14 protein-coding genes and 1 rRNA gene are annotated in these 16673 nt (G+C 42.0%); 9 read left to right on the top strand and 6 right to left on the bottom strand.

Annotated elements, in window-relative coordinates:
- Positions 1–3: 3 nt before the first annotated feature.
- The 5 genes from aceF to ampD all read right to left on the bottom strand — a co-directional run bounded on the left by aceF (position 4) and on the right by ampD (position 7198).
- Entirely contained in the window at positions 4–1884 is a 1881-nt protein-coding gene (aceF, locus tag L2672_RS05115) for a pyruvate dehydrogenase complex dihydrolipoyllysine-residue acetyltransferase (RefSeq protein WP_248994757.1), read from the bottom strand.
- 12 nt (positions 1885–1896) lie between these two features.
- Positions 1897–4557 (bottom strand): pyruvate dehydrogenase (acetyl-transferring), homodimeric type, encoded by a 2661-nt coding sequence (gene aceE / locus L2672_RS05110; RefSeq protein WP_248994756.1) that lies wholly within the window; start codon positions 4555–4557, stop codon positions 1897–1899.
- 104 nt (positions 4558–4661) lie between these two features.
- A complete protein-coding gene (gene pdhR, locus L2672_RS05105; RefSeq protein ID WP_248994755.1) occupies positions 4662–5414 on the bottom strand; it encodes a pyruvate dehydrogenase complex transcriptional repressor PdhR in 753 nt (250 codons plus the stop codon).
- 207 nt (positions 5415–5621) lie between these two features.
- Entirely contained in the window at positions 5622–6473 is an 852-nt protein-coding gene (ampE, locus tag L2672_RS05100; RefSeq protein WP_248994754.1) for a beta-lactamase regulator AmpE, read from the bottom strand.
- Positions 6474–6646: 173 nt separating this feature from the next.
- Entirely contained in the window at positions 6647–7198 is a 552-nt protein-coding gene (gene ampD / locus L2672_RS05095; RefSeq protein WP_248994753.1) for a 1,6-anhydro-N-acetylmuramyl-L-alanine amidase AmpD, read from the bottom strand.
- Between the two features lie 162 nt (positions 7199–7360).
- Here ampD and nadC point away from each other — a divergent pair, with 162 nt between their 5' ends.
- From nadC to mutT, 9 genes are all read left to right on the top strand, one after another.
- Positions 7361–8239, top strand: a complete 879-nt coding sequence (gene nadC, locus L2672_RS05090) for a carboxylating nicotinate-nucleotide diphosphorylase (RefSeq protein ID WP_248994752.1) — start codon at positions 7361–7363, stop codon at positions 8237–8239.
- Positions 8240–9154: 915 nt separating this feature from the next.
- Positions 9155–9613, top strand: coding sequence for a prepilin-type N-terminal cleavage/methylation domain-containing protein (locus L2672_RS05085; protein WP_275974964.1), 459 nt, complete (start codon positions 9155–9157; stop codon positions 9611–9613).
- A gap of 89 nt (positions 9614–9702) precedes the next feature.
- Positions 9703–11412, top strand: coding sequence for a type IV-A pilus assembly ATPase PilB (gene pilB, locus L2672_RS05080; protein WP_248994751.1), 1710 nt, complete (start codon positions 9703–9705; stop codon positions 11410–11412).
- A 132-nt stretch (positions 11413–11544) separates the two neighbouring features.
- Positions 11545–12807 carry a type II secretion system F family protein gene (locus tag L2672_RS05075; protein ID WP_248994750.1) on the top strand — a complete coding sequence of 421 codons (1263 nt, stop codon included), beginning with the start codon at positions 11545–11547 and terminating at the stop codon, positions 12805–12807.
- A gap of 31 nt (positions 12808–12838) precedes the next feature.
- The gene (locus L2672_RS05070; protein ID WP_248994749.1) at positions 12839–13765 is read left to right on the top strand and encodes a prepilin peptidase; all 927 of its coding nucleotides are present in this window, start codon (positions 12839–12841) and stop codon (positions 13763–13765) included.
- 3 nt (positions 13766–13768) lie between these two features.
- Positions 13769–14377 carry a dephospho-CoA kinase gene (gene coaE / locus L2672_RS05065; RefSeq protein WP_248994748.1) on the top strand — a complete coding sequence of 203 codons (609 nt, stop codon included), beginning with the start codon at positions 13769–13771 and terminating at the stop codon, positions 14375–14377.
- Position 14378: 1 nt separating this feature from the next.
- A complete protein-coding gene (zapD, locus tag L2672_RS05060) occupies positions 14379–15113 on the top strand; it encodes a cell division protein ZapD (RefSeq protein ID WP_248994747.1) in 735 nt (244 codons plus the stop codon).
- Positions 15114–15163: 50 nt separating this feature from the next.
- Positions 15164–15385: a DNA gyrase inhibitor YacG gene (gene yacG, locus L2672_RS05055; RefSeq protein WP_248994746.1), complete on the top strand. Its 222-nt coding sequence runs from the start codon at positions 15164–15166 to the stop codon at positions 15383–15385.
- 5 nt (positions 15386–15390) lie between these two features.
- Complete coding sequence (gene mutT, locus L2672_RS05050) at positions 15391–15801, top strand: 8-oxo-dGTP diphosphatase MutT (protein ID WP_248994745.1); 411 nt, start codon at positions 15391–15393, stop codon at positions 15799–15801.
- Positions 15802–16569: 768 nt separating this feature from the next.
- Here the strand turns inward: mutT and rrf are convergent.
- Positions 16570–16673: ribosomal RNA gene (rrf, locus tag L2672_RS05045) — 5S ribosomal RNA — on the bottom strand; the annotation flags it as partial.

The raw sequence follows: 16673 nt of genomic DNA, 5'->3' as shown, positions 1-16673 counted from the left end.
CCATTAAAGCACTAAAGTGCGGATATCTGATAAACAGCTATTCAAGTACGTGATGAAGCGCGCACCATCAGCACCGTCAATAACACGATGATCATAAGAAAGTGATAACGGTAGCATTAAGCGTGGTGCAAACTCTTTACCATTCCAAACCGGCTTAAAGTCAGACTTAGACACACCTAAAATAGCCACTTCTGGCGCATTCACAATTGGGGTGAAGGCTGTACCGCCGATGCCGCCTAAGCTTGAAATCGTGAAACAACCACCTTGCATGTCAGATGCGGTTAACTTACCTTCACGGGCTTTCTTAGAAACCACTTTCAGTTCGCTAGACAGCTCATGAATGCCTTTCTTGTTAACGTCTTTAAATACTGGCACAACAAGACCATTTGGCGTATCAACTGCAATACCAATATTAACGTACTTCTTCAAAATTAAGCTTTCGCCGTCTTCTGACAATGAAGAGTTAAACGTTGGGTATACTTCTAGTGCTTTAGCAACGGCTTTCATGATGAACACTAAAGGCGTGATCTTCATACCTGAGTCTTTTTTCGCTTCAGCGGCATTTTGTGCCTTACGGAACGCTTCTAACTCGGTAATATCTGCATCATCCCACTGAGTAACATGCGGAATTTTCACCCAGTTACGATGTAGGTTGGCACCAGAAATTTTCTGAATACGTGATAATGGCTTAACTTCAGTTTCGCCAAACTTACTGAAATCAACTTTTGGCCATGCCAATAAGTTAAGCTCACCACCGCCAGCAGCAGACGCCACTTTGCCTGACTCAACTTGTTTAACAGCCGCTTTAACGTAGTTTTGAACGTCTTCTTTAACAACACGGTTTTTATGGCCCGTGCCTTTAACATTCGCTAGGTTAACCCCAAGTTCACGCGCCATACGACGGATCATTGGAGAAGCATGAGCATAAGCACTGTTTTCAACAAACTCTTGTTTAGCCGGAGCACTCGATGCTGCTGGTGCTGGCGCAGCTTTAGCCGGAGCTGGGGCCGCAGGAGCCGCTTGAACCGGTGCCGCAACTGGTGCACTGCCAGCCACTTCAAAGCTCATAATTAACGAGCCAGTTGACACTTTATCGCCTTGAGCCACTTTAATTTCAATCACTTTACCGGCAAATGGTGCAGGTACTTCCATTGAGGCTTTATCGCCTTCAACGCTAATAAGTGATTGCTCTTCTTCAACAGTGTCGCCAACTTTAACCATAATTTCAGTGACTTCAACTTCATCACCACCAATATCAGGCACATTAACATCTTGTACTGAAGGCGCAGTTGAAACTGGCGCGGCAGCAGGTGCTGGGGCAGCGGCTGGCGCTTGAGCAGGAGCTGAGCCCGCTACTTCAAACACCATCACTAAGCTGCCTGTAGACACTTTATCGCCTACTGCAATTTTAATTTCTTTTAGCACACCTGCAAAAGGTGCTGGCACTTCCATTGACGCTTTATCGCCTTCAACACTTAATAGCGACTGCTCTTCTTCAATGCTGTCACCAATATTAACTAGTATTTCAGTTACTTCGACTTCATCGTCGCCAATATCAGGCACGTTAACTTCTTTAAGCTCTGCACTTGCAGGCGCCGCAGCTTCAACAGGTGCTGGCGCAGCAGCTTGTGCTGGTGCCGCCGGAGCAGCTTCATCAGACTCAAACACCATAATTAATGAGCCCGTTGCAACCTGGTCGCCAACAGCCACTTTAATTTCTTTAACCACACCCGCACTAGAGGCCGGAACCTCCATTGCGGCTTTGTCGCCTTCTACAGAAATAAGAGACTGTTCTTCTTCAACCTTGTCGCCAACGTTAACTAGAATCTCGGTTACTTCAACCTCATCCGCACCAATATCAGGTACATTAATTTCGATTGTCATTTATTTTGCCTCTTACGCGTATAGCGGGTTTGTCTTTTCTGTGTCGATATCAAACTTAGCAATCGCTTTTGCCACTACAGCTTTATCAATATCACCACGTTTTGCTAATTCACTTAGTGCAGCAACAACCACGTAACCTGCGTTCACCTCAAAGTGACGACGTAAGTTTTCACGGCTGTCTGAGCGACCAAAGCCATCAGTACCTAATACTTTGTATGACTCACTTGGCATGAATGCACGGACTTGCTCTGCATAGTTCTTCATGTAGTCAGTGGCTGCAATGGCAGGCTCAGACCCCATAACTTGTGAAATATAAGCTTGTTTTTGCTCAGCTTCAGGATGCAGCATATTGAAACGCTCAACATCTTGACCATCACGGGTTAGCTCGTTGAATGACGTTACTGAATAAACATCAGATGCCACATCGTACTCTTCACTTAAAATTTCAGCCGCTTTGCGAACTTCATTCATAATGGTGCCAGAGCTCATTAACTGAACTTTATGGCTACCTTTGTGAGACTCAAGTTTGTAAATACCCTTACGAATACCTTCTTCAGCACCTTCTGGCATTGCAGGCATCGCGTAGTTTTCATTCATTACGGTTAAGTAGTAGAACACGTTCTCTTGTTCGCCATACATACGACGAATACCGTCTTGAATAATCACCGCTAGCTCGTAAGCAAATGTTGGGTCATAAGAAATACAGTTAGGAATAGTGCTTGCTTGAACATGGCTGTGACCATCTTCATGCTGTAAACCTTCACCATTTAGCGTAGTACGGCCAGCAGTTGCACCTAATAAGAAACCACGTGCTTGCTGGTCACCTGCCATCCATGCCATGTCGCCAACACGTTGGAAACCAAACATAGAGTAGTAAATGTAGAATGGAATCATGGGTAAATCGTTAGTGCTGTATGAAGTTGCTGCTGCAACCCATGAAGACATAGCACCTAACTCGTTAATCCCTTCTTGTAATACTTGACCAGAAGTTGCTTCTTTATAGTAAGACACAACACTGCGGTCTTCTGGCGTGTATTCTTGGCCTGATGGGTTATAAATACCGACCTGACGGAATAAACCTTCCATACCAAATGTACGCGCTTCATCGGCAATAATTGGCACGATGTTTTTACCAATACCTTTGTTTTTCAACAAAATATTTAAGGTACGCACGAATGCCATTGTGGTTGAAATTTCACGTTTTTGTTCCGTTAATAACGGTGCAAAATCATCAACAGCTGGAATATCTAACGGCTGAGTAAATTCACGTAAACGCTGCGGAGTATAACCATGTAAGGCATCACGACGCGCATGTAAGTATTTGTACTCTTCAGAGCCTTCTTCTAACTTGATATAAGGTAATTCTGATACTTGCTCATCTGTTAATAAGTCATCAAGACCTAAACGATTGCGCAATTGCAGTACATGAGTCATGTCCATTTTCTTCACGCCATGAGCAATGTTTTTGCCCTCTGCCGCTTCGCCCATGCCATAACCTTTAACCGTTTTAGCTAAAATAACCGTTGGCTTACCTTTGGTATCTTGAGCATTTTTAAATGCAGCAAATAGCTTAGATGACTCATGGCCACCACGGCGTAAGGCAAAAATTTCAGCATCGGTCATATCAGACACTAAAGCCGCCGTTTCAGGGTACTTACCAAAGAAGTGCTCACGAACATAGGCACCGTCTTTTGACTTAAAGGTTTGGTAATCACCGTCAACGGTTTCATTCATCAGCTGCAGTAATTTACCTGTAGTGTCTTTAGCAATCAAAGAGTCCCAGTTGTTACCCCAAATCACCTTAACAACATTCCAACCCGCACCTCTGAATAGGCCTTCAAGTTCTTGAATAATTTTACCGTTACCCATTACTGGGCCATCAAGGCGCTGTAGGTTACAGTTAATTAAGAAACATAAGTTGTCTAATTTTTCACGTGAAGCGAAAGAAATTGCACCGCGTGATTCTGGCTCATCCATCTCGCCGTCACCTAAGAAGGCATATACACGCTGATCAGCAGTATTTTTTAAGCCACGTCCATCAAGGTACTTCAAGAAGCGCGCTTGATAAATCGCAGACATAGGGCCAAGACCCATAGAAACTGTCGGGAACTGCCAGAAATCAGGCATTAATTTAGGATGCGGATAAGAAGGTAAGCCCTTGCCATCAACTTCTTGACGGAAATTATCTAACTGCTCTTCAGTTAAACGACCTTCAACAAATGCACGAGAATAGATACCAGGAGAAATATGACCTTGATAATAAACTAAGTCACCACCGTCAACAGCGTTAGGCGCACGGAAGAAATGGTTAAAGCCTACTTCGTAAAATGATGCCGCTGACTGGAACGATGCCATGTGGCCACCAAGATCTAAATCTTTCTTAGAAGCACGAAGGACAATCATAATCGCATTCCAGCGAATAATTGAACGAAGACGACGCTCTAATGTAGTGTTACCTGGGTAAGCTGGCTCTTCAGTCGTTGGTATAGTGTTGATATAGTTGGTAGTAACACCCGTCGCCATATCGACACCGTCAAGACGTGCTTTATCCAGTACTTGCTCTAGCAAGAATTGGGCACGTTCAACGCCTTCTTCACGTACAACAGATTCTAAAGCTGATAACCACTCGTTAGTTTCTAGTGGATCGATGTCTTTTAACATTTGCTCAGACATTTTGCAGTCCTTCCTATTCGTAATACTTTCAACTTTATAGTTAATTAAGCATTTGAAATTTAATTATATTCGGCAACAAACAGACGCTCTTAAGTAGCGTGAGGTTAAGCACCGCCCTTCAAGCGGCGCAAGCTACGCTGCAACCGACTGTCTTCTTCTCTTACTGACAACATGACTTCTTCGATATAGCTTAAGTGCTCATTCGAAGCTTCACGTGCCGCATCAGGATCACGGCGAACAATCGCAGCAAGTAATGCCCTGCGGTGATCGTTAGCCATGGTAGAAGCTTCTTCGCGACGACTAAGAAGCTCTAGATTTTGTGCCACATTTTTGTGTAACACAGGGGTTAAACTTAATACTAAATGCAGCATAGCCACATTATGTGACGCCTCTGCAACCGCACGATAAAAACGCACAATGGCATTGGCTTGGTCTTCAATATTCGGGGCGTTTTCAACGTCTAAAATGCTGGTTTTGATATTTTGCATATCAGCATCAGTTCCGCGTAGCGCAGCAAAATACGCCATCATGCCTTCAGTGGCGTGACGGAATTCAAGTAGGTCATATTGGCTTTCTGAGTCGTTGTGCATTAACTCAACAATGGGGTCAGCTAAACTTTGCCATAACTGTTCTTTTACGTATGTGCCACCACCTTGGCGACGCATCAGTAAACCTTTGGCTTCTAATTTTTGGATAGCTTCACGTAAAGAAGGTCGCGATACTTCAAACTGCACCGCAAGTTCACGCTCTGGAGGTAATTTCTGGCCAGGCTGCAAGCTGCCCTCGAGGATCATGCGCTCAAGTTGCTCCATGATCACATCAGAAATTTTTGGCTGGTTAATCTTACTGTAAGCCATAGTTATGCTCTAACTCCACAAAATCACTTATTGTAAATTGGTCTTACCAATTTGTGTGAGAGAGCGCACTTTAGCAAATCAAATTGTGATTGTCCAGCAGGTATGAGATTAACATACCTTACCTGCTCGACAAAAAAGCCGGCAAACGCTCGGAAAACAAGCATAGACTAATTTACCGATTAAGGGGTCAGACCATTTAACAATGGGTTAATTAACCACTCCAAAAATGGTTAATACAGAAACGACGGTTAATAATAAAATAAAATTACGTTTACTTAATGCCAGCAACGCTAAAGTAGGTTGCACACTCACAGGGGCTGGCCCCGCCTCAGGAAGCGACTCAGCTTGCAATGCGGTTTCTGTGACCACCAGTTTGGCACTACTATGCACATTAAACGCATGTTTTCGCCAAGCCGATAAACCATTTGAAAACTGGCCGCTTAATACATAACCAAAACTAAACACTCGGCTGGGCAACCAATCAAACAAACGTTGTAAATGGTCAATTAACGGCAGCGATAAATCGCGCTTTATATTGATGTCATAATAAAAACGAATACTGCAATACAACACCGCCCCAACCGGGCCAAAACACACTAAAAACAAAGCCACCGCGCCGTAATAACGATAGTTAATCCATGCTACGCTTTGGCCCACTTTAATGCCTAAGTCTTGTTCATCAACCGCATCAATACATTCACTGCAGTCTAGCTCGCTAGCGTATCGATAACAGGCTTGCACATCGCCTCGACAAGCAGCCTGAACATATTTTTTAAACACTAACCGTAAGTCTTGATGACTAAAACACACTAAAGCCACCACAACCCACAACAGTAAACTGAATAAATCGAAAAACACCCCGCTAATCAGAATATCCACCGCAAACACCACAAAAGACGGTAAAATTACCGCTATAGCCACTGCAACTTCAGAAGACAAAGATTTGCTATCCCAAAATTGCTTATGGTACCGCAGCATTAATTTATCAAACTGCCAACCCACTGGCAGTAATTTCAACCGTTCAACTAAAATGGCAATTAACAATGAAAATAAAGCCATAATCATTCCTTATGAGACATTAACCTCGTCGATTTTATACCGACGATTAATTAACGCCATTATGTGTGTTTTCAAGCAGATTTTAACTTAACCTGAACTTTGGATAAGAAGTTAGTTAACCTTTGAATTATCGAAATTTTAAGTTTAAGTTTTATTCTAGAGCTCAGGTTAAATCAACCTAATGCCGCAAAATACCTTTGCCAATCAAAGCTTTCACCAGGGTCTGTTTTTCTCCCTGGAGCAATATCACAATGGCCAACAATTCGATTAACATTAATCATAGGGTATTGTGCCATTATCTCCAATGTAAGTTTGGTCAATGCCTTATATTGTTCATTGGTATACTCAACGGTGTCGGTGCCTTCAAGCTCAATACCAATGGCAAAGTCATTGCACCCTGTTCGTCCTTCAAAACAAGACACGCCCGCATGCCAGGCTCTGTCGTCACAGCTCACATACTGCACCACTTCACCATCGCGACGAATTAAAAAGTGCGCCGACACTTCAAGCCCTGCTAATTCTTTAAAACTGTCATCCGCATTTATATCCAAACACCCTTGAAACAAGCCATCAATATGCGGCAAGCCAAAGCATCCAGCGGGCAAACTGATGTTATGAATCACTAACAGGCTTACCTCCCCGTTAGGTCGAGCATTAAAATGCGGAGATACACAACGCCGAGCATCAGATAACCACCCAGCAGAAAAACTAGCATGCGCTTTCATTCGTTATAGCCTCGTTGTTTTCGATTGAGCGAGTGTTAAGCCATAAAAATATTGATAAAAAATTAACCCAACTCACCGGAAAAATAGTTGCACTATATCAATTTATGTTAATCTATTGCGATTAAAAAGCATAAAAACTCAACCGTCTCAAGGATTTTGCTTATGTTAGAAAATGATATCCGCCATGCTGTTAAAACAGCATTAAATGAAGATTTAGGCCACACCGAGCACCAAAGTGTTGAACAACTCCTTCAAGCTGATATTACCGCCCAACTTATCCCGGCAGATAAGCATGTAGAAGGCAGTTTGATCACCCGTGAAGACGGGGTATTTTGTGGTAAAGCATGGGCTGAACAAGTATTCAACCAACTGGGTGGTGAAGTGGCACTTCACTGGCATGTTGATGACGGTGATTTAGTGGTAGCCAACCAAGTTTTGTGTGATTTATCTGGCCCAGCTCGTGCCATTTTAACGGGCGAGCGCACAGCAATGAACTTTATTCAAACCTTGTCAGGCGTTGCCAGCTTAACCAAATTATACGTCGACAAATTAGCTGGCACCCACACCCGACTGCTTGATACGCGCAAAACCATACCGGGTTTACGTACTGCACAAAAATATGCGGTGACGTGTGGCGGAGGCAAAAACCATCGCATAGGGTTATTTGATGCCTTTTTAATTAAAGAAAACCACATTATGGCCTGTGGCGGTATAGCCAATGCCATCACCGAAGCCCGCAAACTGCATAATGACAAACCGGTTGAAGTAGAAGTTGAATCTATTGCCGAGCTGACCCAAGCGTTAGAGGGCGGGAGTGACATCATTATGTTAGATAATTTTGACGTCACCATGATGGTAGAAGCCGTGGCGCTAAATCAGCAATACAAAAACCAAGGTAAAGGCGCAAAATTAGAAGTGTCAGGCAATGTCACCATAGACACCCTCGCTGACTTCGCTAAAACCGGAGTAGATTATATTTCAGTGGGCGCATTAACCAAGCATGTTAAAGCGTTAGATCTATCACTACGCTTAAAAGCTTAAAAACAGCCTACTTTAAATAAGCTTGCTTTAAATAATAAGCTCCGGCTTTTAATGGTTCAGTATTTGCGTATTAATATGTGCAAAAATAAGTCTGCATATAAGACGCTGAACCATTGAAAGCCGATTAACCCACCATTCGATGAAAATCAATTCAATTCAAGCCAGTCAACAGCACTGACATCCCTCAGCTCAAAACCAAGAAAACAAAATCACCCTCACCACTGCCACTGAAACAAATGACACAGTTGTAACCACAATGTTTCACGCCAATTTTCAGTGTCATTTTTATGACATCTAGCCAAAAACTGTCAATAAAATAAGCTTTAAATCCCACTAACCACGCCTTTCATATGGTGTTTTCAACTACAAAATTACATAAGCAGAACATTTATTAACTTATTTTCACTTTTGCTGGCCAAAACTATTCCATTTCATTCGGCTTTGTAATAACGTTTAACACAGGCAAGTGACCTTTCGGTCAAAACTTGTCAGAAATTGAGAGACTTAGACAACTTAACCCTCAAAAAATGAAATAACACTTTTACAACAAGTTTATTACAAGGCGAGAGTTAAGTAGAATATAGGCTCTAGGGATTTGGCAAATCAGCCGAAAAGTCATAGTAGGTGAGGTTAACTTAATTTATACCTTGTTATTTCCCCCCTAAATTTTAGGTGGTGAAAAAAACAGCAAAGTATATTTAAATCAACTAAACTCATTAGACGATAACAAACTGAACTCATCGACTGTTCGATTAGGTCAACAATAGCAAATTCATGTGCCGTATGGCTTAGGCAATAATGGATGCCTCTGCTACGTACCAAGTACTAATTGCCCCCGCACCCGCAAAGCATTTAGTACACCACGTAACAGCCTTTAGGATGAATAAGCCCAAGCACATTTACGGAGAGAGAAAAATGAAAGGTATCAATCAAATTAAAACCGCTAAGGGTTTCACCCTTATTGAATTAATGATCGTAGTAGCGATCATCGGTATTCTAGCTGCAATCGCACTGCCTGCTTATCGCGATTATGTTGGTGCCGCTCATGGTGGTGCTGCAATGAAAGGGGTATCTGCTATAACATCTAAGGCTGTAGCTTGTGTACAGTCAGGCGTTGGCTGCCCATCACTTGTTACAGACGCATCAACGTATACTGAAGTAACTATTTTGCCAGCAACTGCCGGTACAGGTGGTTGGGATGAAGCTTCTGGTGGAACAGTTGCTTTCAATGAGGGTGCTTGTACTGTTACCGCAACAGTTGACAATAATGGTGTTGTAACTTACGCAGCAACTCAAACTGCAGGCGCTACTGGTGCTACAGAAGCACAATGCATTGATGGTGCAAATATTCCAACATCAATGGTAACTCCTTAATATTTAGATATAATAAACTTTTAAAATTTATTAAAATAGTATGCATCGCACTCTTTTTATGAGTCGATGCATATTAATTGGTTAATAAAATGACAAATTCAGGTCTTAATTTAGGATTATCAACTCTATTTCTGCGAAAGCAGTTGTTAAGCGAAGAACAGATTTCGTCTGTTATTGCTAAATCACGTCAAACTAAACAATCCTTAGTGTCCACAATTGTCTCTAATAGTTTAATTTCAGCAAGGGAAATTGCTGAATTATGTTATGAAGAGTATGGCACACCGCTTTTAGACCTTAATGAATTTGATGTTTCTAATATTATTGAAGAAATTCTTAATAAAAAGTTAATCGAAAAACATAAATGTCTCCCTCTATACAAACGGGGAAACCGCTTATATATAGCCACTTCTGACCCTACTAATATATCGGCTTTAGAAGATTTCCAATTTAGTTTAGGCCTGCACGCTGAAGCCATATTAGTTGAAGATGATAAGCTGCAAGCTGTTTTAGAAAAAGTCATTGAAGATGATATTTCAGGGCTTGATCTAGCTGGTGCGGATGAAGAAGCGCTTGCCGGTATGGAAATTGCCGATACCGAGCGGCGCGATGAGCCTGAAGGCGATAGCAGTGATGATGCGCCCATTGTTATCTATATCAATAAAATTTTAACCGATGCGATTCGTAAAGGCGCTTCGGATTTACACTTCGAGCCTTATGAAAAACGTTATCGTATTCGTTTCCGCATCGACGGCATATTACACGAAGTCTCTGAGCCGCCTGTAAACCTTTCTGGACGTATTTCTGCCCGTTTAAAGGTTATGTCTAAGCTTGATATTGCCGAGCGCCGCGTGCCGCAAGATGGTCGCATTAAAATGAAACTGTCTCGCACTAAATCGATTGATTTTCGTGTTAGTACCTTGCCGACAATTTGGGGTGAAAAAATTGTAATGCGTATTCTAGACTCTTCTAGTGCGCAATTAGGCATTGAAAAACTGGGTTACGAAGACGACCAACGCCAACTTTATGAAGAAATGCTGGCTAAACCTCAAGGGATGATTCTAGTAACAGGGCCGACCGGTTCAGGTAAAACCGTATCACTATATACTGGCCTGAATATCCTTAATACTGAAGAGCGTAATATTTCTACCGCTGAAGACCCCGTAGAAATTAACTTAGAAGGCGTTAATCAGGTTCATATTAACCTAAAAGCCGGTTTAACCTTCGCTTCAGCGCTACGCTCGTTTTTACGACAAGACCCTGATGTGGTGATGGTGGGTGAGATACGTGATTTAGAAACCGCTGAAATTGCCATAAAAGCGGCACAAACTGGTCACTTGGTGTTGTCAACGCTGCATACCAATTCAGCAGCAGAAACTTTAACCCGTTTAATTAATATGGGCGTGCCTGGCTATAACATTGCCAGCTCCGTTAACCTGATTATTGCTCAGCGTTTGGCAAGACGCTTATGCCCTGAATGTAAACAACCTGAAGACATTCCATCTGCTGAGTTACAGCGTTTAGGCTTTACTCAACAAGATATTGAAACTGGCTTTACCGTCTATAAACCTATAGGCTGTGATGCTTGCTCTGGGGGTTATAAAGGCCGAGTCGGTATTTATGAAGTAATGAAAATGACCGATGAAATTGCCCGCACCATTATGGAGGGCGGTAACTCATTACAAATTGCCACCCAAGCCAAAAATACCGGTATGCGTGATTTGCGCCAATCAGGGTTAATGAAAGTCGTTAAAGGTGTCACCAGCATTGCTGAAATTAACCGCGTCACCAGTTTTAATTAGCTACACTTTTATCATCAGCTGTGTTTAATCTTAGCAATAGGTTATAGATATTTACTAACATTTCGCTTTCAATGACTATCTACACAATAATAACTCACATTATAGATAATCAAAATTTCAAGGAATCGCTTTATGGCTACCGCAGCAGCGAAAAGAAAATCACGTACTAAAAAGGATGTAAAACATCAACCGAAGGTATTTATCTTCGAATGGAAAGGTACAAATAAAGACGGAAAAAAAACCTCAGGTGAACTTCGAGGAACTTCTGTTGCTGAGATTCGTAGTACTCTTAAAGCTCAGGGAGTTAATCCCAAAAGTGTCCGAAAGAAAGCCGCCCCACTGTTTAAAAGTGAGAAAAAAGTCTCTGCGATGGACATTGCGATGTTCACTCGTCAAGTTGCCACAATGTTATCAGCAGGTGTACCGTTAGTGACTACTCTTGAGCTGTTGGGAAAAGGTCACGAAAAAGCCAAATTTCGAGAGCTATTAGGCGGTATTTTATCTGATGTACAGTCGGGTATACCTTTATCGGATGCCTTGCGCCCTCATCGCCAATACTTTGATGACTTATATGTCGATTTAGTTGCTGCGGGTGAACATTCTGGGGCACTCGATATTGTATTTGATAGGATTGCTACTTACCGAGAGAAGTCAGAAGCTTTAAAATCCAAAATCAAAAAAGCTATGTTTTATCCTATTGCTGTTGTAGTTGTCGCTATATTGGTAACAACATTACTCCTATTATTCGTTGTACCTCAGTTTGAAGAGATTTTTAAAGGTTTTGGGGCCGAACTACCAGCGTTTACTCAGCTTATATTAGCTATTTCAAGAGCTCTACAAACTTCTTGGTATATCATATTGGGTGTTATTGTCGGCACAATATTCTTATTTATAAAAACTCACAGAAACTCCCAGGCCTTTCGTGACAAAATAGACAGCTTAATTCTTAAGATTCCAGCTATCGGTGATATTCTTCATAAAGGAGCAATGGCACGTTTTGCTCGTACTTTAGCAACCACTTTTACCGCAGGCGTCCCATTAATTGATGGTTTAGAGTCTGCCGCAGGGGCTTCAGGCAATGCAGTTTACCGTGATGCTTTATTAAAAGTTCGTCAAGAAGTGATGGCTGGTATGCAAATGAACGTGGCCATGCGCACAACCGGGTTATTCCCAGATATGCTGATTCAAATGGTGATGATTGGCGAAGAGTCCGGTGGACTTGATGATATGCTTAATAAAGTTGCCAATATTTACGAAATGCAAGTCGATGATGCCGTAGATGCTTTGTCTAGTTTAATAGAACCAATCATGATGGTGGTAATCGGTACATTAGTAGGAGGATTGATAGTCGCGATGTACTTACCAATATTCCAGATGGGTAAAATCGTCGGCTAAAAATGTAAAAATAACTATTTGAAGAATAATAATGACTGAATATTTACAAACATTTGCTGCAACAATGCAGTCGTACCCTAGCGTATTTGTTGCCCTTTGCTTTATTTTTGCGGCCACCATTGGTAGCTTTTTAAATGTGGTTATTCATCGCTTACCGGTGATGATGAAACGTGAATGGCAAAGTGAATGTAATTTTTACCTTTCTGAGTATCATCCTGATATTGTTAAAGATATCGGAGAAAAGCGCTTAAATAAACCTATTGATCGTTTTCCTGAAAAGTACAATATCATTGTACCTACATCAGCTTGTCCCAAATGTCACAGTAAAATAAAGCCTTGGCATAACTTACCCATATTAGGCTGGCTGATGCTTAAAGGCCAATGTGCCAGTTGTAGTGAGAAAATTTCTGCCCGCTACCCTGTAATGGAGTTTATTACAGGTGCATTAGTGGCAACCTTAGCCGTTTACTTAGGACCTACAACTCAGTTCATTTTTGCCGCAATATTAACCTGTTTTTTAGTCGCCTTAACCGGTATTGATTTAGATGAAATGCTACTGCCAGATCAACTCACCTTACCGTTATTATGGCTTGGCTTGCTCATAAATTTAAATGGGGTATTTGCCAGTACCACTGATGCACTCATTGGCGCAGCAGCAGGTTATTTAAGCTTATGGTCTGTATTTTGGTTATTTAAAATAATCACAGGCAAAGAAGGCATGGGGTATGGTGACTTCAAATTAATGGCGGTATTTGGTGCTTGGTTAGGCTGGCAAATGCTACCGTTGATAATATTACTATCATCATTAGTGGGGGCCGTGGTGGGCATCACTATGATAATCACTAAAAAATTACACAGTGGCAAACCCATTCCTTTTGGCCCTTATATAGCTGCAGCAGGCTGGATAGCACTCATTTGGGGACATGACATTATCAACTGGTATTTAGGAACCTTATAACCCATGGCCAAATTTATTGTCGGCCTAACAGGGGGAATAGGAAGTGGCAAAACGACTGTTGCCAATCTTTTTGCGGATAAAGGCATAACCTTAGTTGATGCAGACATTGTTGCCAGACAAGTCGTTGAGCCTCAATCACCTGGCTTACAGCAAATTAAACAGCATTTTGGCGAACACATTTGCAACACTGACGGTAGCTTAAATAGAGCCGTATTAAGAAACATCATTTTTGCCGATGACAAAGAGCTGCAATGGCTTAACAATTTACTTCACCCGCTTATTCGTCAAACCATGTTACAACAAGTGGCTCAGGCAACCTCAGCCTATGTAATCATGGTTGTGCCCTTGCTATTTGAGAATGGGTTAGATAGGTTAGTCAATAAGACTTTAGTTGTTGATGTAGCACCAGAGATACAAATATCAAGAACAAGCCAACGTGACAACGTACCTGACAGCCAAGTTGAGCAAATTATTACTAGCCAAATAAGCCGTAAAGACCGCTTAGCCAAGGCAGATGATGTTATTGATAATCAAGGTGACTTAGCCGACTTAACCGTTAGTGTTGACGCTTTACATAATCAATACTTAAAACTAGCCCAACAGACCCTTTAACATGACCGAATTAATATACGAACAGCCATTAAACGAAAAAATTCGTAGTTATTTACGGTTAGAATACTTGGCGAGTCAATTACATAAAAGTTTAACTCAAGATACCCAGCAGCACTCTTTTTACCCCTTATTTTCATTATGTGAATTAACAGATCGTTGTGATTATCGTTCCGATGTCTTAAAAGATATTGATAGATACATTATTACTCTCTCAAAATGGCTTGAGCTTCCGCACGTAGATCAGCAACAAATTAATGAGTTTATAAGCCGCTTATCAGCAGCTAAAACCCCATTACAATCCCCTGACCGAATTGGTATTCATCTTAAAAAAGACAAATTTTTATCTGCATTAAGGCAACGTTTTGGTATGCCTGGAGCCTGTTGTAATTTTGACTTACCACAGCTGCACCATTGGCTTGCAAAGCCATGGAAAGAACGCCAACTTGATTTACAATGTTGGGTTGACCAATTTCAGCCATTACTGACACCAATAGGATTAATTTTAGAATTAATCCGCAGCACATCTGACTTTACCCTTACCGATGCTAAAGCCGGATTTTATCAAGGCAACAGCAGCCAAACGCTTTCTTTGATAAGAGTCAAAATAGATACAACGCAAGAGTGCTATCCCACCATTAGCGGCCACAGAAATCGATACGCCATTCACTTTGTCGACTTTGATCATCAGCGTCATACAGATAAAACAATTCAATTCAAGCTAGCTACTTGTAGTTAAACCTTTTAAGATCCCCTCTATTAATTTGTTAGCGAGAAAGTAACAGCACTATGTCATTAACCGTAAACTGCCCAATATGCCAGACCCAAGTTAACTGGTCTGCAGAAGAAAAATTCAAACCATTTTGTAGTGAACGATGCAAGCTCATCGATCTAGGTGACTGGGCAGATGAAAAGCACGCCATTCCAGTTAAAACCACTATAGACCCCAATTTATTTAGTGAACTGGATGATATTGGCTATGAAGAAGAATCATTTTTTAAAGAAGACTGATAAACATGACTAAGCTAACTAAACGTGTTCACGTCGCTGTAGGCGTTATTTTGAATAATAACAAGCAAATTTTACTCGCTAAGCGCCATGGACACCTCCATCAGGGCGGTAAGTGGGAGTTTCCAGGCGGTAAGGTGGAATCAGATGAAACCGTTACACAGGCTTTAATTAGAGAGCTTAAAGAAGAAGTAAACATAACCGTTAACAGTTCAGCCCCATTTATGGATATCAGCCATAATTACCCAGATAAACATGTCAGGCTAGATATTCATTTAGTCACAGATTTTTCAGGTGAAGCAAAAGGCATGGAACAGCAACAAATTGAATGGGTTTCGTTGCAGCAGTTAGCAGATTACGATTTCCCTGAAGCGAATAAACCTATATTAAACAGAATACTAGCTGAGTTTGAGATTTAGCAATAGCTAACGGCAGATCCTCGATAACAGATCTCGAGGATGACGGATTAGGAGGATAAAGTCCCGCCGTATGATCACCGCAATACACAATTCAAGTCATTCTGACGCACTCAAGCCTCACCATTATGACAGCGCTCAAGCCACGTCAAAACCTAACGCGCGTCATTCCGGCAATGCTTTTGAGCCGGAATCTGCATTAAGCAACTGCAGATCCTCGATAACAGATCTCGAGGATGACGGATTAGGAGCATAAAGCCCGCAACGCACAATCTAGGTCATTCTGACGCACTCAACCTACGTCATTGCGAGAACACCATTATGACAGCGCTCAAACCCCGTCATTACGGCACACTCAACCTACGTCATTACGACAACACTTAATGCGCGTCATTCCGGTAATGCTTTTGAGCCGGAATCTGCATTAAGCAACTGCAGATCCTCGATAGCAGATCTCGAGGATGACGGATTAGGAGCATCAAGTCCCGCCGTATGATCACCGCAACGCACAAACCAAGTCATTCTGACGCTCTCAACTCACGTCATTGCGAGAACACTCAAGCCTCACCATTATGACAGCGCTCAAACCTCGTCATTACGGCGCACTCAACCAACGTCATTCCGGCAATGCTTTTGAGCCGGAATCTGCATTCAAAAACAATAACTGCAGAGCCTCGACAACAGATCTCGAAGATGACAAACTAAAAGCATTAAACCCACAAACGCAAAAAAGCCCACAGCGTTAGCTGTGGGCTTTTTATCTTATTTGGCGTCTGGAAATGACCTACTCTCACATGGGGAGACCCCACACTACCATCGGCGATACTGTGTTTCACTTCTGAGTTCGGAATGGGATCAGGTGGTACCACAGCTCT

The sequence above is a fragment of the Shewanella gaetbuli genome, assembly GCF_023284065.1.
GTDB lineage: Bacteria > Pseudomonadota > Gammaproteobacteria > Enterobacterales > Shewanellaceae > Shewanella > Shewanella gaetbuli.
The sequence above is the reverse complement of the archived record's forward strand: the minus strand, read 5'-3'. Positions and strand labels throughout refer to the sequence as shown.